The organism is Janthinobacterium sp. SUN033 (genome assembly GCF_030397595.1).
GTDB classification, from domain to species: domain Bacteria; phylum Pseudomonadota; class Gammaproteobacteria; order Burkholderiales; family Burkholderiaceae_D; genus Janthinobacterium; species Janthinobacterium kumbetense.
Map to the genome: position 1 here is coordinate 801,226 of NZ_JAPQNV010000003.1, position 23,579 is coordinate 824,804.

Here is a 23,579-nt window from a genome sequence, read left to right on the forward strand (position 1 = left end):
AGCATGCGCTATACTAATTCCATTCTTCGAATATTTACGAACTACCGAATCAGCATTCACTGACATTTCCACCAACAAACACAAAGGCCACCATGTCCGCCCTCTTCCAGCCCTACACCCTCAAAGGCATCACCCTGCGCAACCGCATCGCCGTGCCGCCCATGTGCCAGTACATGGCCGTCGATGGCCAGGCCAACGACTGGCATCTGTCGCATTATGCAGGCATGGCGCGCGGCGGCGCGGGCCTGGTGATCGTCGAAGCGACGGCCGTGGCGCCCGAAGGCCGCATCACGCCGGGCTGCACGGGCATCTGGAACGATGATCTGGCGCAAGCCTTCGTGCCGGTGGTAAAGGCCATCAAGGCGGCCGGCTCCGTGCCCGGCATCCAGATCGCCCACGCAGGCCGCAAGGCCAGCGCCAACCGCCCCTGGGAAGGCGACGACCATATTGCCGAAGGAGACGCGCGCGGCTGGCAAACCATCGCCCCGTCCGCCATCGCCTTTGGCGGCGGCCTGCCGAAAGTGCCGCGCGCCATGGACCTCGACGATATTGCCCGCGTGAAACAGAACTTCGTCGACGCGGCCGTGCGCGCCCGCGAAGTGGGCTTCGAATGGCTGGAGCTGCACTTCGCCCACGGCTACCTGGCGCAAAGCTTCTTTTCCGCCCACTCGAACCAGCGCGAGGACATTTATGGCGGCAGCCTGGAAAACCGCAGCCGCTTCCTGCTGGAAACATTGAAAGCCGTGCGTGAAGTGTGGCCCGAGCACCTGCCGCTGACGATCCGCTTCGGCGTGCTGGAATTCGACGGCCGCGACGAGCAAACCCTGCTCGAATCGATAGCCCTCGTGCGCCAGTTCAAGGATGCCGGCATGGATATGATCAGTGTCAGCATGGGCTTCACCATTCCCGACGTGGCAATTCCCTGGGGCCCTGCCTTCATGGGTCCGATCGCCGAGCGAGTCCGCCGCGAAGCGGGCGTGCCCGTCTCGTCCGCCTGGGGCTTCGGCACGCCGGCCATCGCCGAGCGCGTCGTCAAGGAAGAGCAGCTGGACGTGGTGATGGTCGGCAAGGCGCACCTGGCCAATCCGCACTGGGCATATTTTGCCGCCAAGGAACTCGGCGTGGAACGCGCCTCGTGGACCCTGCCGGCGCCCTACGCGCACTGGCTGGAACGCTATTGATCGTCCTTGACCGTCGCCGGATGCCCCTCCAGGGGCAGTTCCAGCAGGAACAGCAGGAAGACCAGCCCCAATAGCAGCAACACGGCGCCGGCGCCGAACACGCTGGCGATCGCATGGCGGTACACTTCCACCGTCTGCGTCGCCGCCTGGGCACCCAGCGCCGAGACGGCTTCCACGCCATGCTGGTGCAGCTGGCGCGCAAGGATGGCGCCGGACGCCGTCACGCCCAGCAAGCCGCCCAGCGAGCGGAAAAAGGCCAGCATGGCCGTGCCCACGCCGCGGCGCGCCAGCGGCAAGGCATTTTGCACGGCGATCGTCATGTTCGGCATCACCAGCCCCAGCCCCGTGCCGAGGAAGAAGATGGCCGGCTCGATGATCCAGTAACCGCGCGACGTTTCCATGGCCCAGGCCAGCACGGCAAACGACACGACCGCCACGGCCAGCCCCGCCACCTGCACCATCTTGTACTTGCCCGAACGCGACAGCACCCGGCCGTTGAACATCGACGACGCCACCAGCCCCACCATCATCGCCACCGTCATCACGCCGGACTCCGCCGGACTGGTGCCCATCACCAGCTGGAAGAACAATGGAAAGAAGACGCTGGCGCCCATCAGGCCCATGAACGTCATGGCCATCACCAGGCTGGCGATATTGAAGGTGCGGTTCTCGAACAGGTCGGGCGGCAGCACGGGCTCATCCACCCGCCCCACGTGGAACGCCAGCCAGATCCCCAGCAGCACGGCGACGCCGCCGCACACCTTGATCGCCAGCGCATCCCACGGCCACTCGGTGCCGCCCAGCGCCAGCACCAGCAGCGCCGCCGTGACGGCGCCCGTCAGCAAGGCGGAGCCCAGATAATCGATCTTGTGCGCATGCGCGGGCGCGGGTTTGCGCATAGCGCGCGCGATGATGACAAAGGCGGCGGCGCCGACGGGAATATTGACAAAGAAAATCCAGTGCCACGACAAGGCGTCCGTGATCACGCCGCCCAGCACGGGGCCCAGCACGCTGGTGACGGCAAACACGATGGGCACCATGCCTTGCCGCTTGCCCCGCTCGGCGGGCGGCACGAGGTCGCCGATGATGATCTGCGCCAGCGGCATGAAGCCGCCCGCGCCCAGGCCCTGGATGGCGCGGAAGATGATCAGTTCCGTCATGTTCTGCGCCAACCCGCACAGCACGGAACCGAGCAGGAAAGTCAGCAAGGCCGTGAAGATCATGGGGCGGCGGCCGTACTGGTCGGCCAGCTTGCCGTACAGGGGCATGGTGGCCGTCGAGGCCAGCACGTACGCCGTCACCACCCACGACAGGTGCGCCATGCCGCCGAGGTCATCGACGATGCGCGGCAAGGCCGTGGCGACGATGCTCTGGTCCAGCGCGCCCAGGCCCAGCACGGCCATCAGGCCCAGGTAGGTGGCGCGCACTTCGCGCTCCGTCAATGGCGCCTCTGCGCCTGCGGGTGTGCCAAGGCCGCTCATGCCTGGCCTATCTCGAGCAGCGGCTGCATGGCGGCGGCCAGCGCATCGACCTGCTGCGGCGTCAGGCGGGCGATACGCCGCGCCAGCGCATCGCGGCGCCGCGCACGCAGGGTCTCGAGGATGGCCAGGCCATGCGCGGACACGTGCAGACCGGAACGGCGCCGGTCCTGCGGATCGGGCGCGCTGCGCTCGACGAGACCCGCCTCTTCGAGCGACTTGACCTGCGCGCTGACGGTCGGCCCGCGCACGTTCTGCAGGCGCGCCAGCGCGGCCACGCCGATGCCGGGCTGCTCGTGGATCAGCGCCAGCAGCATGTACTGCATCATCGACACGCCGCCTTCCAGCTCGCCCCCTTCGCGCTGCATGGAGCGCAGCAGGCGTTTGAACGCCGTGCGCAATTCATCGGACAGCGCCAGCGCGCGTTCGGGGATGGGAAGGTCTTCGGTAGTGGACATGGAAACATATAAGTAGGTAGGCTATCTACTTATATTAGTCCGCCCCCGAGCGTTGCGCAAGGTTTTTTCCATCCCCGCCCTTCCCAAAACCACCATTGGACGTCATAATAGCCGCCCTTGGGTCGTTAGCTCAGCTGGTAGAGCAGCGGACTTTTAATCCGTTGGTCGCAGGTTCGAATCCCGCACGGCCTACCAAGATTCAGTCGTCAGCATGGCAAGCATGTTGATACGGCACAGCGTTACCGCAGTAAGTAGTCAAAGTTTTTGGGTCGTTAGCTCAGCTGGTAGAGCAGCGGACTTTTAATCCGTTGGTCGCAGGTTCGAATCCCGCACGGCCTACCAAATACTTCAGAAAAGCCCACGAACCCGGTTCGTGGGCTTTTCTGTTTCCGCCGCATCTGCGCTAGCACACGACAGCCCTACATACCCCCTCCCTGGCATCTCAAGCCATATCAGATTTGGCGCCGCGGCGCCTTCTTGCCTGCAACCCAATCGCAACAATTCCGACAAGCAACATTCCATAGGTACTTGGCTCAGGAACGGGCGATACCAACGATCCATTCAAGACAATCTCACCAATGGCATATAGGGGCAGACCATTACCTATATTTTTAAAATCACTAATCGTTATTACATCCGTGGCAATTCCATCCAGAGCCGTTCCGGCAAAACTGAATCCATTATTGCACAGGTTACTGCTGCATTTTGGTCCCCAGTTAGTCGCATTCAAGTATAGCGACTGATCGCCAAAGCTGATCTTTGCCCCCGACAAATTTCCAGCAGAGACATTTCCTGCGTGCAACATACTATAAAAATTCATCTCATGAATAATACTCTGACCCGACAAGTGCAAAGTAATTATCGGATTATCAGGGGAATAGATGAACTGGGTACTCTCAACGCCACTCGGAACTATTCCATCATTCAACGATCCTTTACCGCCACTGTAATCATAAATCAAATCCAATGTGGGATGAACTCGCGTTAGCGTTCCATCGTAATTATTATTCCAGTTCCCTGCATCCTTTGCACGTCCATTTTTTATATCATATGTGACAATTGTTTGAGCATTGGCAGAAGCGCATGTCAGTGCCAAAAAAATCGCCGCAACTCTCAAAAAATTCATAGTATACATTTCCTTATATTTACATTAACAAATATATGTTAACTGAAATGAAACACACTATCAATTATTATTTCAACACTACCGATTTTTAAAAATACAACCTCACTTGATAGCTTCCACACACTCACTATCCTATCGCCGCAGGAAAATACTTCACTGAGCTCAATTAAATACGATAATTTTCCAAAAAAATATGAATTAACCAAATAAAAAACAAACCTGGATTGAGACTTAGAACGCCTAACAAAACCTCTGAATGTATCTCCAGCAGATGAGTATGCAGGCAAGCGAGAGGAATGCCTGATGGATATCGGCACGGCGTTCGTAGCGGATGCGTAATCGGCGAAAGCGGTGCAGCCAGCCCAGTGTGCGTTCGACCACCCATCGCCATTTACCTAAGTAATTCTCAGGAAATTATTGTGAATTTATGACGAACAGAACTGGATGCTATGCAAGGCGCCCGCTGCGACGCAGAGCGCCGGTTATGGAAGTCAGAAATCACAATAATTTATTGGAGGTTACTTAGGCGTTCGCGCGACTCAATGCCGTAGCGGGCTATGCGTGGAACGATGCCACGGCTGCGCAACCAGGCCCGATGGGCACGCGAAGCGTAGGCCTTGTCGGCATGCAGTTTGGCAGGACGTTTGCGTGGACGGCCAGCAAGACCTGCTACTGGAAGGACGGCTTCAAGCAGGGGAATGAGCATTCGGGAATCATGTACCTGAGCCCCCGATATGCTCGCCACCAGAGGCAGACCGCGTTGATCGACGAGCAGATGGTGCTTGCATCCGAGCTTGCCGCGGTCGGTGGGATTGGGGCCGGTATGCTGTCTGCCGAGGGGGATGGCACGCTGGCCGAGTCGACACTGGCGCGTTCCCACTGAATTTGGTCGTATTCCCGCAAGTGCTGCAGCATGGCGTCATGGATGCGTTGCCACGTGCCGGTTTGTTGCCAGGTATGTAGACGCCGCCAGCAACTCATGCCGCTGCCGCAACCGAGTTCACGGGGAAGATATTCCCAAGGCAAGCCGGTCTTGAGGACGAACAGGATGCCGGTCAAGGCGGCACGGTCGTCAATGCGAGGACGCCCGCCTTTGGGAGAGGGACGATGTGCTGGCAGCAAAGGCTGAATCAGCGCCCACAGGTCATCAGGAAAAAGTGCTTTGGCCATGGCGCGGCCCTCGAAAATGATGTCAGGTAGGTTTGACCAGCATCGGTGCCCTTTGTTTCCGGGGACGACGTTTTGTTAGGTGCTATTACCCTCTCTCAAACGATCAAAAGACAAGCCGTCAAGCATCAACATCGGAACAGCACAAGATCAGGAAGGACGAGGGATAGGGATCAAGTCCGGCATTCGCACACGATTTCAGCCTTGGCCGCCTCTATCAACAGCAAGGTGCGCTTTATCAAATACCGATATTGCTCGATTCACCGCCATGTCCGTCCCCATACCTGCCCGGCGTCACGCCCATCACGCGCTTGAACATGGCGATGAAGGCGCTGACGGTCTCGTAGCCCAGGTCCAGTGCAATCGTCGTGACGGGCTGGCCGGCGGCCAGCAACTCCAGGGCGCGCAGGATGCGGGCGCGCTGGCGCCAGGCGGACGGAGTAAAACCGGTCTCGTTCGTGAAACGGCGCGCCAAGGTGCGCGGTGACACGCCGGCCCAGGCGGCCAGCGCTTCCACGCCCCGTTCGTCGGCCAGGTCATCGAGCACGGCGCGCGCCACGCGCACCAGGCGCGGGTCCGTGGGTAGCGACAAACCGAACGGCTCGTGCGGCGCGGCGGCGATCTCGTCGAGGATCACGCCTGCCACCCGGGCCTGCCGCGCATCGAGTACGCCATCGCCCCAGCTGCTGGCGCGATCCACCGCTTCGCGCAGCAAGCCCGAGACGCGCATCACGCACGGTGCGGCGGGCAGACCGTCGCAACTGGCCTCGTCCACATACACGCTCCAGCCCGCAAACGGTCCATGCGAACGCAGCCCATGCACGTGATGGGGCGGCATCCACACGCAATGGCTGGCCGGCACCACCCATTGCCCGCTGTCGGCGGCAACGGAAAGCAAACCCCGCATGGCGCCGAACAGCTGGCCGCTGGCATGGCGGTGCGCCGCCGTCACCCTTTCCTGCGGCTGGGACATGCGCATGGCGCGCAGCGGCGCCAGCAGCGTCGGCGGCAAGATTGGCGGATTTGACGTATCGATAGTCATAAACAACGCAGGCAAGACAATTCCGCCATCATACAGTGGAGTCTTTCGACATTCAGGAGTGCATCATGCGTGCAGAAGACGTCTTACCCGATCAACAAAACCAGGGCCAGTTCAATGGCGTCACCGTGCGCAAGGGCACGGTGGGCGCCTTCCTCGCGAATGCCAGGCTATGGCTGGATGAGGCCAGCAGCGACGCCGAGCGCAGCAGCGCCGAACGCGACATCCTCGACGTCCTGCCCGCCCTGCACGCACTGGGACTGTTCGACATCGTGCAAGTGCGCGATGCTGCGCTGCGCGAACTGGTATCGCCATCGGCCACATAGGCGGCACTGGCTCGTCGCGGGCGCGCATTTCCTCTATCATGCTGCTTTGCCCGCCTTCGCACCCGCCATGCCGTTTACCATTGCCGCCCCCGTCCACAGCGAACTGATCATCAAGAAAAGCCGTTTCATCGGCTGCGTGCAGCCCATGACGGACCGCGCCAGCGCGCAGCAGGTGGTCAACGATTTGAAGGCGCAGCATCCGGGCGCCTGCCATGTGTGCTGGGCGCTGCTGGCGGGCGGGCAATCGGCAGCCGTCGACGATGGCGAGCCGAGCGGCACGGCCGGGCGGCCCATGCTCGACGTGCTGCGCCACCAGGACCTGGAAGGCGTGCTGGCGACCGTCGTGCGCTACTTTGGCGGCATCAAGCTGGGCGCGGGCGGCCTCGTGCGCGCCTACACGGACAGCGTGGCGCAAGCGTTGTTGCAGGCGGAAAAGACGGCCATCGTGCGTCAAAGGTCCCTGCGCTGCACGGTGCCGTATGCGATGGAAGGCATGCTGCGCCGCGAACTCGACGGCGCCGGCGCCACCTTGCTGAACGTGGAACACGGCGCAGACGTACTGTTCGACTTCAGCCTGCCTGAAACGGCGGCCACCGCCCTGCTCGCCCACCTGCTGGAGGCGGGGAATGGACGGATACAGTGGCTGGACGCGCAGGATGGCGAGGACCAGTCATAATCAACTGCTGCAGTCTGGCGGACATGATGGACGGCGACAAGCGCCCCATGGAAAACATATCCGCTTTTGCCGGAATACGCTGATCCACCACCACGGCGAAATCGCCTTCATTCCCGGGCATATAATTTCCGCAGGCTGTACAGATGCCCGCACCGGCATGCCCGCTCGCCCACGCTTCATTGGCGTCCACCACATCTGTCCCACAAGAATACAGATGCCACATGTGTTTTTTCATGGCCTTGCCTTAAAAACCACCATCGTCATGGATAGCGCTGCTCCTGATATCCATTCGCAAACACGTGAAGAATATTCTCCAGCTGTCCGTCCACATAGCCGAACAGAATCTGATATCCGGTATGGTTTTCCTGGCCATGCTCTCTCTGCCGGACCATGATGGAATGGAGGCGATCATCCTCATACAGATAATCGTAAGTCCCTTCGCCAAATTTCCCGAAATTGATGTCCTGCGCGATGCGTGCCCCGTCAAGAAAACTGAGCATGACATTCCTCAAGCTCCCTCCCGCATTGAAATGCACGCTTTTCAGTTCGCCGCGCTCATGAAAATAGAAGCTCCTGTTGATGATGGCAGCAGATCCGCCATAGCTTTCCACCAGGATGACCTTGCCTTCCCCATCGAAATAGTAGACATGAGTATCTTTCAGCGTCGCGGGCAGCGACTTCAGCTCTTTTCCCGGCTTGAAGCCGGCCCTTTGGGCTTCGAATGGCCTGACATTACATAACAGCCCTTTGCTGATCAGCGTTCGCGCCACGCGCAGTTTGACGGCATCCACATACGTCGCCATGAAAAAATCGGATTTCGACGCTATCGCGTGGAATTGCTCGCCCAGTTTTTGGATTTCGCTCATGCTATATCGCTCCCGCTACGACACTTCCAGCAATCAAGCCTTGCGCGGGCGCTTGATCTGCAACAAGATGAAATGCGTCCACGCCAGCGCCGGCAGCACCATCAGCAACAACATCAGTCCGGCCGGCATGTCCGGCACGAAACGCACGAAGCAGGCGAGAAAACTGGCGATGGCCAGCCAGAAGCGCCAGTTGAACGCGTATGCCTTGCGCGCCACCGTCGCCAGCGCGATGCGCCAGAATTCCAGCAAGGCCCACAGGCCGCCCGTCAGCAGCAACGCGGCCAGCGCATTGGCGCCGGGGGCGTCAGACCAAGTGCGCACCAGGTTATACAGCAGCACGGGATAGCCGGCCGTGATGGCCAGGGTGGCCGGGCCGGCGGCGATGACAGCTTCCAACAGCTGCCCTTTGGAACGATGATCCACTAAATCTTGCTCCTCAAGCCACGACGCCGGAATGGGCGGCGATCACTTGCAGCGCGCCGGCCGCATCCTGCGCCCAGACGCGCGTAAAACGGAAGTCGCCATGCGTTTCCACGTCGTGATAGCTGCCCGTCAATTGCATGCGCACGGAAACGACGGCCACGTGGCCGTTGACGCGCACATGGCGCTCGGACGCGCGCAAGTCCGTGATGGTCAGCAAGCGCTGCTCGTGCGCGGCCAGGTCCGCATGCTTGCTCAGCAAATGCCCCAGGTGATTGGTAAACAACAAGTCATCGGCCAGCAAATCTTTCAGTACCGCAACGTCGGAGGCCATCATGGCCAGACGCAAGCGTTCTTCCGCATCAAGTACCTGCACTTCCGTTAAAGCATTCATCTTTTTCCTTGAAATAAGTTGCACAATATTAATAAATAAGCAAAACATGCTGGCATGAAATCGTGTTTTCCACAATCCGCCGGAAGACTTATGCCTGTGGAGCATATTCATATAGCGTAATATTCGCAGCGGTATTGCGCAAAACGCCACCATAGTACTGTACAGTGCTTGCCCTTTCGCCCGGGGCAAGAGCGAAAGTTACTGGTAGCAAAGTTCCACGTGCTCTCCGCAGTCTCGAATAAAACCAAGATAAGGCCCACTTATGGCAATTAACATCATTCTGAACCTGCTCGTTGCGCTGATCGTCTTCGCCTTCATGTTCCACCAGCAACGCAAACACGCGACGTTTACCGTGCGCGTCTTCACGGGCCTGGGCCTGGGCGTGCTGCTCGGTGCGGCCGTGCAGTGGCTGTACGGCGCCGGCTCGCCCATCATCGCCGGCACCAATGAATACATCGACATCGTCGGCAGCGGCTATGTGAAATTGCTGCAAATGATCATCATGCCGCTGATCATGGTGTCCATCATCTCCGCCATATTGAAACTCAAGGACGCGAGTTCCCTGGGCAAGATCAGCGCGCTGACCATCGGCACCCTGCTCATCACCACCACGGTCGCCGCTGCGCTGGGCATTTTGATGGCCAAGCTGTTCGGCCTGACGGCTGTCGGCCTGACGTCGAGCGCCGCCGAAGTGGCGCGCGGCGTGCAGCTGCAAGGCTCGCTGGAAACGGCGAAGGCCCTGTCGCTGCCGAAACTGCTGGTCAGCTTCGTGCCGACCAACCCCTTCCTCGACATGACGGGCGCGCGCAAGACGTCGACCATCGCCGTGGTCGTGTTTTCCATCTTCATCGGCATCTCGGCCACGGGCATTGCCGCCAAGAAGCCGGAAATTTTCGCATCCTTCGAAAACTTCATGAAAGTGGCGCACGCCATCGTCATGCGCATGGTCACCCTGGTGCTGCGCCTGACGCCGTACGGCGTGTTCGCGCTGATGTTTGAAGTGGTGGCCTCATCGAGCTACACGGACATCTTGAAATTGATCAACTTCGTCGTCGCCTCGTACAGCGCGCTGATCTTGATGTTCCTCGTGCACCTGGCCATCATTGCCGGCGTGGGCCTGAACCCGCTGCGCTTCGTGAAAAAAGTCTTCCCCGTGCTGGCCTTCGCGTTCACCTCGCGCACCAGCGCCGGTTCGATCCCGATGAGCGTGCAGACGCAAACCCAGCGCCTGGGCACGCCGGAAGGCATCGCCAACTTCGCTGCCTCGTTCGGTTCCACCATCGGCCAGAACGGCTGCGCCGGCATCTATCCCGCCATGCTGGCCGTCATGATCGCGCCCACCGTCGGCGTCGACCCGTTCACGATCAGCTTCCTGCTGCCATTGCTGGCCATCATCACCATCGGTTCCGTCGGCGTGGCCGGCGTGGGCGGCGGCGCCACGTTTGCCGCCCTGATCGTGCTGTCGGCGATGGACTTGCCCGTCGCGCTGGCCGGCTTGCTGATCTCCGTCGAACCGCTGATCGACATGGGCCGCACGGCCTTGAACGTGAGCGGTTCGATCACGGCGGGCACCGTCACCAGCCGGGTCATGGGACAAACCGACCTGGCCGTCTACAACAGCGACGACGCGCCCGACCTGGACGAAGCGGAACACGCCGCCTAGGAACGTATCCAGCGGCGCGCCGCGCCTTGCCGCCTCCCTCCATATTGATTGACAATAAACATGGAGGGAGGCGCAAGGCGATGAAACAGAAATGGCCGCAGCACATCTGGATCGTGCGTCACAGCCAAAGTGCCGGTGACGTGGCGCGCGATGCCGCTGAAGCGGAAAAACAGCTACTGATCGCCATCGCCGAGCGCGGTGGCGATGTGCCCCTCTCCGACCTGGGCGCGTGCCAGGCGCAAGCCCTGGCCGACTGGTTCGCCCCCCCCCTGAACAACAGGCAACCGTCGTGCTGTACTCGCCCTACATGCGGGCCCGGCGTACAGCACAAGCCGTGCTGGCGCGCATCGGTGCGGACAGCCTCCCCTGCGTGGTAGCCGACGAGCGCCTGCGTGAAAGGGAGTTCGGCATCCTCGACCGCTGGAAGCGGCCGGCACACAAGTCACGGCCCAGCCCGACATGCCGGCCGCGCCGAAATCCTGAACGGAGGGTCATAACGGCATAAAAACAACAGCATAAGCATATCCAGAAAGAATCGTTAGCGCGGGCGGGCGCCTCCCTTAAGCTCATGGCAACTGTTTCCACACCGACACTAATCGAGCCCAAAGGACACCGCCTTGCATCCGCGCCATTCATCCGCCCCCGCCTCCCTTCCCGCCACGCCGCTGCGCGCCATCGTGCTGGCCTGCGCCATGCTGGGCGCACCGTCCGCCTGGGCCCAGGACGCGCAAGCCACCGCCGGCACAGGCGCTGCCGCTGAAACGGCGGGCGCCGGCATCGACCAGGTCACGGTCGTCGGCTCGCGCGCGCGCAACCGCACCGTGTTCGACAGCAGCGTGCCCATCGACCGTTTCGGCGCGCGCGAAGTGAGCAATGCGCTGGCGACGGGCGACGTGGGCGCGGCCCTGCAAAACCTGTCGCCGTCGATCAACTTCCCCCGCATCGAGTCGAGCGGCGCATCGGACTCCGTGCGCGGCATCCAGTTGCGGGGACTGGCGCCCGACCAGGTGCTGGTGCTGATCAACGGCAAGCGCCGCCACACGAGCGCCGTGCTCGACACGGAAAGCAGCTTTGCCGGCACCGTGCCGGTGGACATCAACGCCATTCCGCCGAACGCCATCGACCATATCGAAATCCTGCGCGACGGCGCCGGCGCCCAGTACGGCAGCGATGCCGTGGCGGGCGTGATCAACATCGTGCTGAAGAAGGCCCGTACGGGCGGCGCCGCGTCCATCAGCTATGGCGCCAACCACACGCATTTCGACCCGACCGATCAAACCATGACGGATGGCCAGACCGTCATCGTCAACGCCGACTATGGCGTGCCGTTGGGCGAGGCGGGATTCTTCCGCTTCGGCGCGGAAACGCGGCGCCGCTCGCCCACGGAACGTGCCGGCCCCAGCGACGCGGGCTGGACTTCCTACAACTTCACGCCAGCCGACCAAGCGCTCGACGGCAAGGTGGTATTCAAGTCGGGCGACTCGCGCCAGCGCAACCACTATCTGTTCTACAACACCCAGCTCACCCTGGATAACGGCCTGGACCTGTACTCGTTTGCCACCCTCAACGAGCGCACATCGGACGGCAGCGCCTACTTCCGCTATCCGGGCGACCCGTCGAATGTACCGGCCCTGTATCCGAACGGCTACCGCCCCGTCACCAACGGCGACAAGCGCGACCTCAGCATCGTGGCCGGCGTGCGTGGCAGCTGGGGCGAGTGGAACTGGGACGTCAGTGCGCGCCATGGCAGCGACCGCTTTGACTACGGCGTGAGCCACTCCGTCAACGCCTCGCTGGGTGCTGCCAGCCCCACGCGTTTTAATTTGGCAGGCTTCGACTTCCGCCAGAACGCCTTGAATCTCGATGCCACGCGCAGCATCGACATCGGCTTGCCCGCCCCCTTGAGCCTGGCGGTGGGCGCCGAATGGATGCGCGAAACCTACACCAGCTCGGCTGGCGACCCTGCCTCGTATGCCGCCGGCAGCTTTACCGATGCGCCGCCGGGAGCGCAGGCAGGACCAGGCTTGCGCCCTTCGGACGCCTACGACGGCAGCCGGCAAATCCGCTCCGTGTATGCGGACGTGGAAAGCGACCTCACGCCGCGCCTGCTGGTAGGCGCCGCCGCCCGCTATTCCGATTACAGCGACTTCGGCAGCGCCAGCACGGGCAAGCTGTCGACGCGTTATAAAGTGACGGACAACTTCCTCCTGCGCGGTTCGCTGTCGAACAGTTTCCGCGCGCCGGCCCTCGTGCAGACGGGTTTCCGCTTCGCCACCCTGAACTTCAACGCCGATGGCACGGCTCTGCAAACGGCGGCCCTGCTGCCGGCCAGCGACCCGCTGGCGCGCAGCTTCGGCGCGCAACAGCTGAAACCTGAAAAATCGACCAACGTCTCGCTGGGCCTGGCCTGGAAACCGGCCGCCGCCACCAGCGTGACGGTAGACGCCTATGTGATCCGCATCCGCGACCGCATCACGCGTTCGAGCGACTTGCAAAGCGACGCCGTCACGGCCTACCTGGCCGCCAATGACCGCAGCGACATCCAGTCCGTGGCCTACCTGGCCAACCTGCTCGACACACGGACCAAGGGCCTGGACGTGGTGCTGAACCACGACCTGACGTTCACCTCAGGCAAGCTGAACCTGAATGCGGCGCTGAACCTGAACAAGACCAGCCTTGACAAGGTACGCCAGAGTTCCGCTGCGCTGGCCAACATCGATCCCAGTCTGACCCTGCTGACGGAGACGAGTTTGTTCCGCATCAAACATGCGTCACCGTCCAGCAAATTAATCCTCGGCGCCGACTGGCAGGCGGCCGGCTGGGGCGTGCAGGCGCGCGCCACGCGCTTTGGCGAGCTGAAAGATTTTTCGTACGACAGCGATGCCCCCTTGATCGACGGCATCCCCGCCCAGCGCTTCGGCGCCGTCTGGTCGCTGGATCTGGAAGGTCAATTGAAACTGAGCAAGCAACTGACCTTGAGCGTGGGCGGCAACAACATCCTCGACCGCTATCCGCAGCGCGTGCGGGAAACGAATAACGCCACGTATGGCGGCGCCCTGCCCTACAATTTCATCAACCCCATCGGCGTCAATGGCGCGTACTTTTACGCTAAATTAAGCTACACGTTCTGACACCGGATACAAAGGAAATCATGATCATCAAACGCCTCTCCCACCTCGTCGCCGGCACCTGCCTGAGCGCCCTCCTGCTGTCGTCCGCCCAGGCCGGCGCGCCGCTGGTGCTGATGACGGACTTCGGCACGGCCGATGGCGCCGTGTCGGCCATGCATGGCGTCGCTTATGGCGTCGATCCGCAGCTGACCATTTCGGACCTGACGCACCAGATTCCCGACTACGATATCTGGCTGGGCGCCTACCGCTTGTACCAGACGGCCAATTACTGGCCGCAAGGCACGGTATTCGTTTCCGTCATCGATCCGGGCGTGGGCACGGCGCGCAAGTCGGTGGTGCTGAAAACCAAGGGCGGGCGCTACTTCGTGGGGCCGGACAATGGCCTGTTCACCCTGATCGCCGAGCGCGACGGCGTGGCCGAACTGCGCGAAATCGATGAAAAGGTCAACCGCCTGGCTGGCTCCGCCGAGTCCTACACCTTCCATGGCCGCGACGTGTACGCGTACGTGGGTGCGCGCCTGGCGTCGGGCGCCATCAGCTATGAACAGGTGGGTCCGCAATTGCCGAGCGAATCCGTGGTGAAGATCGCGTATCAAAAGCCTGTACGCGATGGCAACACGATTCGCGGCATCGTGCCCGTACTGGATGTGAAATACGGCAATGTGTGGACGAACATTCCGAAATCCCTGCTCGATGAATTGCAGGTAAAACTGCACGACCCGCTGCAAGTACGCATCTTGCACAAGGGCAAGCAAGTGGCCAAGGTCACGGCACCGTTCGAGCACACGTTTGGCGGCGTGGCCAAAGGCAAGCCCCTCGTCTACCTGAACAGCCTGCTCGACGTGGCCGTCGCCATCAGCCAGGGCGACTTTGCCGCCAAGCATCACGTCGAGTCGGGCGTGGATTGGGAAGTGGAAGTGAGCAAGGCCCCTGCCGCCAAATAAATCGTCTTGCGCGGCCAGGACGTCCTGTCCTGGCCCACCCCGTATCCCTTGCGGATTTGCGCTGCGTCAAACGCAGCGCGCTCCCCGTCTCCGCCAGCACCGCGCCTGTGCAAGTCCGGTGAACCAGTACCGGCCCGCCTACTCTAAACCTTGCAAGCGATGCCAGCCTTGTTCCAGATACGCAATCTGGCGAGGCATGCGTTTCCACGACAGTCTTTCACTGAAAAGGAACAATCATGACGGCTCCACTCCTGACCACCAGCAAGCTCGTCCTCGGCAGCGCCATCGTCTGTGCGCTGCTGGGCGGTTGCAACAAGCGCAACGATACCAGCACCACCGCCACTCCCGCCGCCACCGCTCCGGCAACGCCGCCCGCCACCAGCGGCACGTCCGGCACCACGGGCACGACCAATCCGGACGCCACCACGCCGGCCACGCCAGGGATGGCACCGGGCACCACCACCAACCCCGATGGCACGACCACCCCGCCCTCCACCACGCCGCCAGGCAACGGCACAGGCACGGGTACAGGAACCACGCCGCCACCGCGCAACAGCTAGCGCGCCGCATCCTGGCCAACCGGGCAGGCAAAAAAAAGAGCCTTCCGCGGAAGGCTCTCGAAATACCACGGCGCAGCGCAAGCTGGCCTTGGCCCGGTTTTACTTTTGCAGGCTGACCGACGTCGCCTTCGGCGTGCGGCGTCCCATCAGGAACAGCACGGCCTTTTTCAGCATGCGGTAGGCGAAGCGCACCAGCAGCAGGGTCAGCACGCACTCGATCAAGGTCAAGAGCATGGCTACGGCCACGGGCATGCGCGCGGCGCGGCGGTGGAACTTGGCCACGGCGCCGTCGCGGGCGATTTCGATGCTGTCGTAGAAGGTCGGCACGACCAGCAGGGTCAGAATCGTCGAGGTGATGGTGCCGCCGATGATGGCGATCGCCAATGGACGGTAGAACTCGCCGCCCTCGCCCAGGCCCAGCGCCACGGGGAACATGCCGGCGATCAGCGCAAACGTCGTCATCAGGATGGGGCGCAGACGCATGCGGCCCGCATACATCAGCGCGTCTTCGCGGCCATGGCCCTCTTCCTCGCGCTTGCGCGCCGCGTCCAGCAGCAGGATGGCGTTCTTGGCGACCAGACCCATCAGCATGATGATGCCGATAAAGCTCATCAGGTTGAGGGTGTTGTTCGTGATCACCAGCGCCACCACCACACCGATCAGGCTCAGCGGCAAGGACATCATCACGGCCACCGGCGCCGTAAAGGAACCAAACTGCATGACCAGGATCAAATACATCAGGCCGATACCCATCACCAGCGCGATCAGCATTTCCGTGAACAGCTCTTGTTGATCCTGGCCGGCGCCGCCAAGCGCCAGGCCGTAGCCGGGCGGGAAGTCGATGGAGTTGGCCAGCTTCATGGCGTCGCTCGTCACTTCGCCATTCGAGCGGCCTTGCGCATTGGCCGACACGGTAATCGTGCGCTTGCCATTCTTGTGTTCGATGCCGGAAGGGCCCTTGCCCATGGTGATGGTGGCGATCTGGTCGAGCGGGACCATTTGCGAAGTCCCCGTCACGCTGATCGGCAGGCGCTCGATGTTTTCCGATGCCACGCGGTCATCGGGATGCAGGCGCACGGCCACGTCGCGCGTTTCGCCCGTCGGATCGACCCAGTCGCCCACTTCCACGCCGGCAAAGGCCACGCGCAACGATTGCGCCGCGTCATTGACGGAAATGCCCATCGAGTTGGCCAAGCCGCGGTTCAGCTCGATCTGCAGCTCGTTCTTCGGGTCTTGCTCGGACAGGCCCACGTCGACGGCGCCGGGAATGGCACGCAGCTTATCCATATAGGCATTCGTGATTTCCATCAATTTGCGCGAATCCGGGCCCGTGAATTCCACCTGGATCGGTTTTTGCGAACCGTTGCTCAAGTCATCCTGCACCACGTATTCGGCGCCCACCAGGCGGGACATCTTTTCGCGCAGCTCGACGGCGATTTCCTTGGCCGAACGCTTGCGGGTATTGCGCTTGCCGATGTCGACATACACTCTTCCGCCGCCCGCATTGATGGAACTGTTGGTATCCTTGGTTTCAGGCAAGGTACGCGCCAGCACGGCCGCCGCTTCCAGTTTCAAACGCGAATACTCGATGCTGCTCGACGATGGGGTGCGCACATTGATCATCAAGTTGCCCGAATCGGATGCTGGCAGGAAACTCGTGCCGCCATGGGTAGCGTGCAGGACGATGGCGCCTACCAGGCTGCCGAAGGCGATCACGGCCATCCAGCGGCGATGATGCAGGGCCCAGGCGATCACGCGGCCATAACGGTCGGCCTGGTGGTCGAACCAGTGATTGAATTTTTCCAGTACGCGGCCGATGCCTTTTTTCGGCGCCGAGTGTTCCTCGACCGGGTCGCCCCAGTAAGCCGACAACATCGGGTCGAGCGTAAACGAGATGCCCAGGCTGACCAGTACCGAGCACGTCACCGTCAAGGCAAATGGACGGAACCACTCGCCGGAGATGCCGGGCATGAACGCGACGGGAATGAAGACGGCGATGATGGAGAAGGTCGTGGCGGCCACGGCCATGCCGATCTCGGCCGTGCCTTCCAGCGCGGCCGTGCGGCGGTCCTTGCCCATTTGCATGTGGCGCACGATGTTTTCACGCACGACGATGGCATCATCGATCAGCACGCCAATGGCCAGCGACAAGCCCAGCAAGGTCATGAAGTTCAGGGTAAAGCCGCACAGCCACACGGCAATGAAGGCGGCAATCACGGACGTAGGCAGGCTCAGCGCCGTGATCAGGGTCGAACGCCACGAGTTCAGGAAGGCGTAGACGACGAAAATCGTCAGCACGGCGCCCAGTACCAGCGATTCGATCACATTGTTCAAGCTATGCTGGGCGTTTTCGCCGCCGTCGCGCGTCACTTGCAGGATCGTGCCTTTCGGCAAGGTCTTGTTGATTTCCGCCACCATGTCGCGGATCTTGTTGGCCACGCTGACGGTGGAAGCGTCGCGCACGCGGGTGATCGAAATGCCCACGTTGGGCTTGCCGCTGCGCATGCTCAGGCTGTTGACTTCGGCAAAGCCATCTTCGATGGTGGCCACTTGCGCCAGACGGACGATTTCCTCGCCGCGGCGCTTGATTACCACTTTTTCGAAGTCGCTTGGCGACTCGATGCGGCCCACGAGGCGGATGCTTTTCTCGTCCAGGGTGCCGCGCACCTTGCCCACGGGCGCATTCGTGTTCTGGTTGCGCAAGGCGGTGACGACGTCGCTGACGGAAACATTGTATTCACGCAACTTTTCCGCCCGCAGCAGCACGGACAGTTCGCGCTTGAGCGAACCGCCCACGTTGACCAGCGCCACGCCATCGACGGTGCGGAAGCGGTCCGACAGCACGTCCTCGGCCAGGCGCGAAATTTCCGCATGGCTTTGCGTATTCGACGACAGGGCCAGCTGCATGATGGGCTCTGCAGCCGGATCGATGCGCTGCAGGATAGGTTCGCGCATTTCCGTCGGCAACTTGTAGCGCACGGCGGCAATCGCATTGCGGATATTGTCGGACGCTTCGATCAAATTGGTATTGAAGGAAAACTTCAGGAAGATGCTGGCCGAACCTTCATTCGAATCGCTGTTGACTTCGGTCACGCCGGAAATGCTTTGCAAGGACTTTTCCAGGCGGTTCACCACTTCGCGCTCGACCGTGTCGGGCGACGCGCCGGGGTAAGGAATGCTGACGACGATGAACGGTACTTCGACGTCCGGGTTCTGGTTGACGCGCAATTTCTTGAGCGCCAGCAAGCCGACGCACATCATGGCCAGGATCAGGACGATGGTGGCGGTGGGCCGCTTGATACTGAAATCGGAAAGGAACATGGCTTAGTTTCCTTTACCGGCAACGGCGGTGCTGCTGCTGGCCACGGCGGCGGCTGGCACGGCCTTGGCGGCCGTCAATTCCACTTTCTGCCCATCCTTGAAGGTCGAGCCCGGCGTGCGCAGCACGGTATCGCCGCTGGCCAGGCCGCTTTGCACTTCCCACTGGCCCGTACGCACGTCGCGCGCGCCGATACGCAAGTTAACTTTATGCAAAGCCTTGTCCTTGACTTTCCACGTGTACGTGACGTCGCCCGCCTTCACCAGGGCCGAGTCGGGGATCATCAGCGCGCTGACGGTTTCCGTCTCGATACGACCTTCCGCATACAGGCCGGCCACGCGCGGTTGTTCCTTGTCATTGAAATCGACGAGCACGGCCACCTGGCGCGTGACGGCGTTGGCGGCCGGATCGACGCGGCGCACCTTGCCCGCGAAATCCTGTCCCGGATAACCATTGATGCGGAACAATACCGGCTGGCCCACCTTGACGACGCCGATCTTGTCGGCCGACACCAGGCCTTCCAGGCGCATGCTGGTTGGATCGATGACCTTGATCAATTCCTTGCCGATTTGCGCCGTATCGCCATTCGATACCTTGCGCTCGCTCACGATGCCGTCGAACGGCGCGCGCACGAGGGTGCGCTGCAACTGCTGGCGCGCTTGCACGGCGCGGCTTTTCGCGGCGGACAGATCGCTTTGCGCATTGTTGCGGCGGATTTCCGCGTCTTCCAGCGCCTGCGTCGACGTCATGCCCGAAGCGCGCAGGGTTTTCATGCGCTGGAACATGCGTTCGGACTGCTCCAGCACCTGGCCGGCGGCGCGGCTGGCTTCCTCGGCCGAATTGAGGCCGTCGCGGATGGACGTTTCGTCCAGGCGCACCAGCACGTCGCCCCGCTTGACGATTTCACCATTTTCCTTCATGACCTGGATCACCACGGCCGACACTTCGGCGCGCAAGTCCGCGTTGCGCTCGGGTTGCACGGAGCCGGTGATGACCGGCCCCGACGCCAGCGCATTGCTCTGGATGGTCAGCAAGTCTTCCGGGGACACGAGCAAATTGGCGGCAGCGCCCGCCTGTTCCTTGGCATTCTTGCCGCCCTTGCCGGGATCTTTGGACTCTTTGCCGCAGGCGGCCAGGGCAGAAGCGATTGCCAGAACAAACAGGGTTTTGCGCAACATGGGTAATTCTCCGGATAGATAGCACCACTACCGTTCCCGCGGCCCGGATAGGGCTGCAAGCGATAGCAAGCATAATATTTTTATTAAAACCACAAGCGCCAAAGTATCCATGAGCGCATCCGGGCATGTCAATCGGCGGTTTCCTGAATGCTTTAATCAATGGATGAAACGTAGTTTTTACGCCCTGAAACGCAAAACCCCGCCTTGAAGCGGGGTTTTGCGTTTCAGGGGAAGCGAACTTAGCGGCCGAAAACGGTGTTGATCAGGAAACCGATGGCCACGCCCGTGCACAGGCCGCCGGCGATTTCCACCAGGGTATGGCCCATGCGCTCGCGCAACCAGGTATGCGCGGGGCTGGCCGCTTCCTTGGCCAGGCGGTTGATGGCGGCCGCCTGCTTGCCCACGTGCTGGCGCAGGCTGTTGGCGTCGATGATGACGATGAAGGCCAGGGTCACTGCCACGCCGAAGGCGGGATGGCCGATGCCTTCGCGCAAGGCGATCAGGGTCGCCATGCTGGACACGACGGCACTATGGTTGCTGGGAAAGCCGCCATTGCCGACCAGGCCGAACGCCCATTGCCGCGTGCGGACACTGTTGATCAGGAATTTGATCGGTCCGACCAGGATCCAGGTGATCAGGGGCGTGACGAGGTAAGCGATATCCACGGGGTATTCCTTCTTATATATGTATAGGGTGTGTCAGGGGAGACAGGCGCGCCGCAATTATCGCAGAACATCCGCGCCAGCAGAACTGTCTGTCGTCAGCCTATAAAACGCCGCCCCCGGCGGCAACTAATATAAAATCATGGCATATACAACAATTGACGTATATCAACACTCAGTGCGGCGCACACAGCGGCGCGGATAATCAAACGTCTTTCATACTTGCAACGGGGTACTCATGCGGCATTTCAGAATTTCCTTTTTAGTCACTTTTATCCTGATGGCTGTGTCAGGCTGGTGGGGTTACAGCCATGGCGGCATGCCGGGCCTGATCCAGGCGCTGTGGATCACGGGCGTGCTGGGCATCATGGAAGTGTCGCTGTCGTTCGACAATGCAGTGGTGAATGCCTCGGTCTTGCGTCACTGGAATGAATTCTGGCAAAAACTGTTCTTGACGGTAGGTATCCTCGTGGCCGTCTTCGGTATGCGGCTGCTGTTTCCATTGGTCATCGTTTCCGTCGCCACGGGCCTGGGCCTCGTCGACGTATGGACCATGGCCACCACGACGCCCGATGTGTACGCCAAGCACCTGACGGACAACCATGCGCAAGTGGCAGCCTTCGGCGGCGCCTTCCTGCTGCTGGTGTTCCTGAACTTCCTGTTCGACGACGAGAAGGAATTGCACTGGCTGGGCTGGGCCGAGGAAAAAGTCAACGCGCTGGGCACCGAAAGCCTGGCCGTGCTGATCACCATGGGCGCCGTGGCTGCCTGCGTGGCGATGGGCCCCGTGCAGCAAAAATACAGCGTGCTCGCGTCGGGCATCGTCGGCATCGCCGTCTACATCGGCGTGAACTGGATCAGCGGCTTGCTGGAAGAAGGCGAACCGGACTTGCAGGATGACGCAGAAGAAAACGCCGCGCCGGCCAGGAACGGCAATGGCGACCTGGTAAAAACCGTGGCGCGCGGCAGCATCGGCGGCTTCCTGTACCTGGAAGTGCTGGACGCCTCGTTCAGCTTTGACGGCGTGATCGGCGCGTTCGCCATCACCAACGACGTCGTCATCATCATGCTGGGCCTGGCCATCGGCGCCATGTTCGTGCGCTCGATGACGGTATACCTGGTGCACAAGGGCACGCTGGACGAATTCGTCTACCTGGAGCACGGCGCTCACTATGCGATCGGCATCCTCGCCTTGATCATGCTGGCGTCCGTCAAGTACCATATTCCGGAGTGGTTCACGGGCCTGTCGGGCGTGGCCTTCATCCTGGTCTCGCTGTGGTCATCCTTGCGTTATCGCAAACGGCACGCGGCACAAGCTTGAAATCGGGGGTTCCGCCCCCATTTGAGGAAGTAATGGCACGAGCGCCTTGCGCTCATCCCATGAAGGCATGTTTAACAACGCCTGACAAAACCGTAGCGAGCGGAAGGAAGTTGTGGCAGAGAAGCGCAACTGTACGAAGGTACAGTGAGCATCGGAGGCCGCAAATTACGACGCGCAGTAGGTTTTGATTGGCGTTTTGAGTTAATTACTGAAAAGGAGCACCACATGGCAATCAGTTTGCAAAAAGGCGGCAACGTCAACCTGAGCAAGGAAGCACCGAACCTGAAGAAGATCATCGTCGGCCTCGGCTGGGATCCTCGTTCGACGGACGGCGCCACCTTCGACCTTGACGGTAGCGCTTTCCTCCTGAAAAGCGACGGCAAAGTCCGTGGCGACTCTGACTTCATTTTCTACAACAACCTGAAGTCGACCGACGGCTCCGTCGTCCACACGGGCGACAACACCACGGGCGAAGGCGAAGGCGACGATGAGCGCATCGAAATCGACCTGACCCGCGTACCAGCCGACATCGACCGCATCAGCATCACCGTCACCATTCACGACGCCGACGCGCGCCGCCAGAACTTCGGCATGGTGTCGAAAGCCTTCATCCGCTGCCTGAACGCGGAAGGCGAAAAAGAAATCGCCCGCTACGACCTGTCCGAAGACAGCTCGACGGAAACGGCGATGATCTTTGGCGAAATCTACCGCTACAACGGCGAATGGAAGTTCAAGGCTATCGGCCAGGGCTTCAACGGCGGCCTGGGCCCACTGGCCCGCTCGTTCGGCGTCAATGCCTAAAATTCACACGCAGAAAGCCTGCCTGGCTTTCTGCGGTGAATTGGACTAGTGTCATATCATCACTGCCGCCTGCACAGTTCAGGCGGCTTTTTTTTTGGAGATTTATCATGCCAGTATTTAGTGTCACGGGCGACGTCGATCCTTTCCTCCACGTCAGCATGAAACAGGGCGAAACCATCTATTGCGAATCCGATGCGATGGTGATGATGGAAACGGCGCTGGACTTGAAAGGCAAGATGACGGGCGGCCTGGGCAGTGCCATCATGCGCCGCTTCGCGAATGGCGAATCGTTCTTCCAGCAGCACATCGAAGCGGTGCGCGGCAGCGGCGATTGCCTGCTCTCGCCTACCCTGCCGGGCGCCATCGAAGTAGTCGACGTGGGCGCGCGCCAGTACCTGCTCAACGACGGCGCCTTTGTCGCCGCCACCTCGGGCACGGAAATGAAGGTGCGCACGCAAAGCATCGGCAACGCCTTGTTCGCCCAGTCGGGCGGCTTCTTCGTCATGGAGACGGCCGGCACGGGACAAGTGGTGGTGTCGGGCTTCGGCTCCATGTTCCAGCTCGACGTCGAGCCGGGCAAGGATGTCGTGATCGACAATTCCCACGTCGTGTGCTGGGACAATAGCCTGAAATACGAGATTTCCGTGACCACGGGCGGCGGTTCGGGCGGCGGCGGCATCGGCGGCTTCCTCGGCAATATCGTCAACAGCGTGACCAGCGGCGAAGGCATCGTGCTGCGCTTTTCCGGCTCGGGCAAGGTGTTCATCTGCTCGCGCAACCGCGACGCCTTCCTGAAGTGGACGGCCAGCGGCAAAGCCGGCTGATTCCCCCTCCTCTCTAAGGCCAGGTTAAGTCTGGCCGCTTAGAAT

The 23,579-nt window shown here is 61.3% G+C and carries 22 protein-coding genes, 2 tRNA genes and 2 pseudogenes; 14 read left to right on the forward strand and 12 right to left on the reverse strand.

Going from position 1 to position 23,579, the window contains the following annotated elements:
• Positions 1-92: 92 nt before the first annotated feature.
• Complete coding sequence (locus tag OX460_RS16740; RefSeq protein WP_289899315.1) at positions 93-1,181, forward strand: NADH:flavin oxidoreductase/NADH oxidase; 1,089 nt, start codon at positions 93-95, stop codon at positions 1,179-1,181.
• Here OX460_RS16740 and OX460_RS16745 read toward each other — a convergent pair.
• Together OX460_RS16745 and OX460_RS16750 are read right to left on the reverse strand one after the other, a co-directional pair.
• Positions 1,175-2,662, reverse strand: a complete 1,488-nt coding sequence (locus OX460_RS16745) for an MDR family MFS transporter (protein ID WP_289899316.1) — start codon at positions 2,660-2,662, stop codon at positions 1,175-1,177. The two genes, OX460_RS16740 and OX460_RS16745, sit on opposite strands and share 7 nt — an antisense overlap.
• A complete protein-coding gene (locus tag OX460_RS16750) occupies positions 2,659-3,117 on the reverse strand; it encodes a MarR family transcriptional regulator (protein ID WP_289899317.1) in 459 nt (152 codons plus the stop codon). The genes OX460_RS16745 and OX460_RS16750 overlap by 4 nt, the downstream gene beginning before the upstream one ends.
• Positions 3,118-3,236: 119 nt before the next feature.
• Between OX460_RS16750 and OX460_RS16755 the strand changes: the two genes are divergently transcribed.
• Together OX460_RS16755 and OX460_RS16760 are read left to right on the forward strand one after the other, a co-directional pair.
• Positions 3,237-3,312: transfer RNA gene (locus OX460_RS16755), tRNA-Lys, on the forward strand.
• Between the two features lie 71 nt (positions 3,313-3,383).
• Positions 3,384-3,459: transfer RNA gene (locus OX460_RS16760), tRNA-Lys, on the forward strand.
• Between the two features lie 100 nt (positions 3,460-3,559).
• On the opposite strand, the gene OX460_RS16765 is transcribed toward OX460_RS16760, so the two are convergent.
• The 4 genes and pseudogenes from OX460_RS16765 to OX460_RS16780 all read right to left on the reverse strand — a co-directional run bounded on the left by OX460_RS16765 (position 3,560) and on the right by OX460_RS16780 (position 6,389).
• A complete protein-coding gene (locus OX460_RS16765) occupies positions 3,560-4,243 on the reverse strand; it encodes a PEP-CTERM sorting domain-containing protein (RefSeq protein ID WP_289899318.1) in 684 nt (227 codons plus the stop codon).
• A gap of 240 nt (positions 4,244-4,483) precedes the next feature.
• Positions 4,484-4,648, reverse strand: a pseudogene (locus tag OX460_RS16770) (transposase); the annotation flags it as partial.
• Positions 4,649-4,766: 118 nt separating this feature from the next.
• Positions 4,767-5,413, reverse strand: a pseudogene (locus OX460_RS16775) (IS5 family transposase); the annotation flags it as partial.
• Positions 5,414-5,648: 235 nt separating this feature from the next.
• A complete protein-coding gene (locus tag OX460_RS16780) occupies positions 5,649-6,389 on the reverse strand; it encodes a helix-turn-helix transcriptional regulator (protein ID WP_289899376.1) in 741 nt (246 codons plus the stop codon).
• Between the two features lie 128 nt (positions 6,390-6,517).
• Here OX460_RS16780 and OX460_RS16785 point away from each other — a divergent pair, with 128 nt between their 5' ends.
• Positions 6,518-6,775: a hypothetical protein gene (locus tag OX460_RS16785; RefSeq protein ID WP_289899319.1), complete on the forward strand. Its 258-nt coding sequence runs from the start codon at positions 6,518-6,520 to the stop codon at positions 6,773-6,775.
• A 67-nt stretch (positions 6,776-6,842) separates the two neighbouring features.
• Positions 6,843-7,451, forward strand: a complete 609-nt coding sequence (locus tag OX460_RS16790) for a YigZ family protein (protein ID WP_289899320.1) — start codon at positions 6,843-6,845, stop codon at positions 7,449-7,451.
• Positions 7,452-7,711: 260 nt separating this feature from the next.
• Here OX460_RS16790 and OX460_RS16795 read toward each other — a convergent pair whose 3' ends face one another.
• Genes OX460_RS16795 through OX460_RS16805 form a run of 3 tightly spaced genes read right to left on the reverse strand, consistent with a single transcriptional unit; the run spans position 7,712 to position 9,131 of the window.
• Positions 7,712-8,317 (reverse strand): hypothetical protein, encoded by a 606-nt coding sequence (locus OX460_RS16795; RefSeq protein WP_289899321.1) that lies wholly within the window; start codon positions 8,315-8,317, stop codon positions 7,712-7,714.
• Between the two features lie 33 nt (positions 8,318-8,350).
• Positions 8,351-8,740, reverse strand: a complete 390-nt coding sequence (locus OX460_RS16800; protein ID WP_289899322.1) for a hypothetical protein — start codon at positions 8,738-8,740, stop codon at positions 8,351-8,353.
• Positions 8,741-8,753: 13 nt separating this feature from the next.
• Positions 8,754-9,131, reverse strand: a complete 378-nt coding sequence (locus OX460_RS16805) for a nuclear transport factor 2 family protein (protein ID WP_251350913.1) — start codon at positions 9,129-9,131, stop codon at positions 8,754-8,756.
• Between the two features lie 262 nt (positions 9,132-9,393).
• On the opposite strand from OX460_RS16805, the gene OX460_RS16810 reads away from it, so the two are divergent.
• The 6 genes from OX460_RS16810 (at position 9,394) to OX460_RS16835 (ending at position 15,429) form a co-directional block, all read left to right on the forward strand.
• Positions 9,394-10,794 carry a cation:dicarboxylase symporter family transporter gene (locus OX460_RS16810; RefSeq protein ID WP_251350914.1) on the forward strand — a complete coding sequence of 467 codons (1,401 nt, stop codon included), beginning with the start codon at positions 9,394-9,396 and terminating at the stop codon, positions 10,792-10,794.
• Positions 10,795-10,874: 80 nt separating this feature from the next.
• Positions 10,875-11,171, forward strand: coding sequence for a hypothetical protein (locus OX460_RS16815; protein ID WP_289899380.1), 297 nt, complete (start codon positions 10,875-10,877; stop codon positions 11,169-11,171).
• Positions 11,102-11,299: a histidine phosphatase family protein gene (locus tag OX460_RS16820; protein ID WP_289899377.1), complete on the forward strand. Its 198-nt coding sequence runs from the start codon at positions 11,102-11,104 to the stop codon at positions 11,297-11,299. Before OX460_RS16815 ends, OX460_RS16820 begins: the two co-directional genes overlap by 70 nt.
• Before the next feature lie 112 nt (positions 11,300-11,411).
• Complete coding sequence (locus OX460_RS16825; protein ID WP_289899323.1) at positions 11,412-13,925, forward strand: TonB-dependent receptor; 2,514 nt, start codon at positions 11,412-11,414, stop codon at positions 13,923-13,925.
• A 20-nt stretch (positions 13,926-13,945) separates the two neighbouring features.
• Positions 13,946-14,869 (forward strand): S-adenosyl-l-methionine hydroxide adenosyltransferase family protein, encoded by a 924-nt coding sequence (locus OX460_RS16830; RefSeq protein WP_099664989.1) that lies wholly within the window; start codon positions 13,946-13,948, stop codon positions 14,867-14,869.
• Between the two features lie 236 nt (positions 14,870-15,105).
• Positions 15,106-15,429 carry a hypothetical protein gene (locus tag OX460_RS16835; RefSeq protein ID WP_251350917.1) on the forward strand — a complete coding sequence of 108 codons (324 nt, stop codon included), beginning with the start codon at positions 15,106-15,108 and terminating at the stop codon, positions 15,427-15,429.
• A gap of 99 nt (positions 15,430-15,528) precedes the next feature.
• Here OX460_RS16835 and OX460_RS16840 read toward each other — a convergent pair whose 3' ends face one another.
• The 3 genes from OX460_RS16840 to OX460_RS16850 all read right to left on the reverse strand — a co-directional run bounded on the left by OX460_RS16840 (position 15,529) and on the right by OX460_RS16850 (position 20,591).
• Complete coding sequence (locus tag OX460_RS16840; RefSeq protein ID WP_099664991.1) at positions 15,529-18,750, reverse strand: efflux RND transporter permease subunit; 3,222 nt, start codon at positions 18,748-18,750, stop codon at positions 15,529-15,531.
• 3 nt (positions 18,751-18,753) lie between these two features.
• Positions 18,754-19,926, reverse strand: a complete 1,173-nt coding sequence (locus tag OX460_RS16845; RefSeq protein WP_077401247.1) for an efflux RND transporter periplasmic adaptor subunit — start codon at positions 19,924-19,926, stop codon at positions 18,754-18,756.
• A 239-nt stretch (positions 19,927-20,165) separates the two neighbouring features.
• Entirely contained in the window at positions 20,166-20,591 is a 426-nt protein-coding gene (locus OX460_RS16850; RefSeq protein ID WP_289899324.1) for a divergent PAP2 family protein, read from the reverse strand.
• Positions 20,592-20,826: 235 nt separating this feature from the next.
• Here OX460_RS16850 and OX460_RS16855 point away from each other — a divergent pair, with 235 nt between their 5' ends.
• From OX460_RS16855 to OX460_RS16865, 3 genes are all read left to right on the forward strand, one after another.
• On the forward strand, positions 20,827-21,909 hold the full coding sequence (locus OX460_RS16855; RefSeq protein WP_289899325.1) for a DUF475 domain-containing protein: 1,083 nt from the start codon (positions 20,827-20,829) through the stop codon (positions 21,907-21,909).
• A 225-nt stretch (positions 21,910-22,134) separates the two neighbouring features.
• On the forward strand, positions 22,135-22,710 hold the full coding sequence (locus OX460_RS16860) for a TerD family protein (protein ID WP_046682304.1): 576 nt from the start codon (positions 22,135-22,137) through the stop codon (positions 22,708-22,710).
• Between the two features lie 107 nt (positions 22,711-22,817).
• Positions 22,818-23,534 carry a TIGR00266 family protein gene (locus OX460_RS16865; RefSeq protein ID WP_070224704.1) on the forward strand — a complete coding sequence of 239 codons (717 nt, stop codon included), beginning with the start codon at positions 22,818-22,820 and terminating at the stop codon, positions 23,532-23,534.
• Positions 23,535-23,579 lie beyond the last annotated feature (45 nt).

Bases quoted from the DNA above. Each gene is read 5' to 3' on its own strand.
- OX460_RS16815 (WP_289899380.1), top strand. From the start codon at position 10,875: ATGAAACAGAAATGGCCGCAGCACATCTGGATCGTGCGTCACAGCCAA.
- OX460_RS16855 (WP_289899325.1), top strand. From the start codon at position 20,827: ATGCGGCATTTCAGAATTTCCTTTTTAGTCACTTTTATCCTGATGGCT.
- OX460_RS16830 (WP_099664989.1), top strand. From the start codon at position 13,946: ATGATCATCAAACGCCTCTCCCACCTCGTCGCCGGCACCTGCCTGAGC.
- OX460_RS16865 (WP_070224704.1), top strand. From the start codon at position 22,818: ATGCCAGTATTTAGTGTCACGGGCGACGTCGATCCTTTCCTCCACGTC.
- OX460_RS16780 (WP_289899376.1), bottom strand. From the start codon at position 6,389: ATGCGCATGTCCCAGCCGCAGGAAAGGGTGACGGCGGCGCACCGCCAT.
- OX460_RS16750 (WP_289899317.1), bottom strand. From the start codon at position 3,117: ATGTCCACTACCGAAGACCTTCCCATCCCCGAACGCGCGCTGGCGCTG.
- OX460_RS16810 (WP_251350914.1), top strand. From the start codon at position 9,394: ATGGCAATTAACATCATTCTGAACCTGCTCGTTGCGCTGATCGTCTTC.
- OX460_RS16740 (WP_289899315.1), top strand. From the start codon at position 93: ATGTCCGCCCTCTTCCAGCCCTACACCCTCAAAGGCATCACCCTGCGC.
- OX460_RS16805 (WP_251350913.1), bottom strand. From the start codon at position 9,131: ATGAATGCTTTAACGGAAGTGCAGGTACTTGATGCGGAAGAACGCTTG.
- OX460_RS16820 (WP_289899377.1), top strand. From the start codon at position 11,102: ATGCGGGCCCGGCGTACAGCACAAGCCGTGCTGGCGCGCATCGGTGCG.
- OX460_RS16840 (WP_099664991.1), bottom strand. From the start codon at position 18,750: ATGTTCCTTTCCGATTTCAGTATCAAGCGGCCCACCGCCACCATCGTC.
- OX460_RS16845 (WP_077401247.1), bottom strand. From the start codon at position 19,926: ATGTTGCGCAAAACCCTGTTTGTTCTGGCAATCGCTTCTGCCCTGGCC.
- OX460_RS16795 (WP_289899321.1), bottom strand. From the start codon at position 8,317: ATGAGCGAAATCCAAAAACTGGGCGAGCAATTCCACGCGATAGCGTCG.
- OX460_RS16765 (WP_289899318.1), bottom strand. From the start codon at position 4,243: ATGAATTTTTTGAGAGTTGCGGCGATTTTTTTGGCACTGACATGCGCT.
- OX460_RS16785 (WP_289899319.1), top strand. From the start codon at position 6,518: ATGCGTGCAGAAGACGTCTTACCCGATCAACAAAACCAGGGCCAGTTC.
- OX460_RS16790 (WP_289899320.1), top strand. From the start codon at position 6,843: ATGCCGTTTACCATTGCCGCCCCCGTCCACAGCGAACTGATCATCAAG.
- OX460_RS16860 (WP_046682304.1), top strand. From the start codon at position 22,135: ATGGCAATCAGTTTGCAAAAAGGCGGCAACGTCAACCTGAGCAAGGAA.
- OX460_RS16745 (WP_289899316.1), bottom strand. From the start codon at position 2,662: ATGAGCGGCCTTGGCACACCCGCAGGCGCAGAGGCGCCATTGACGGAG.
- OX460_RS16835 (WP_251350917.1), top strand. From the start codon at position 15,106: ATGACGGCTCCACTCCTGACCACCAGCAAGCTCGTCCTCGGCAGCGCC.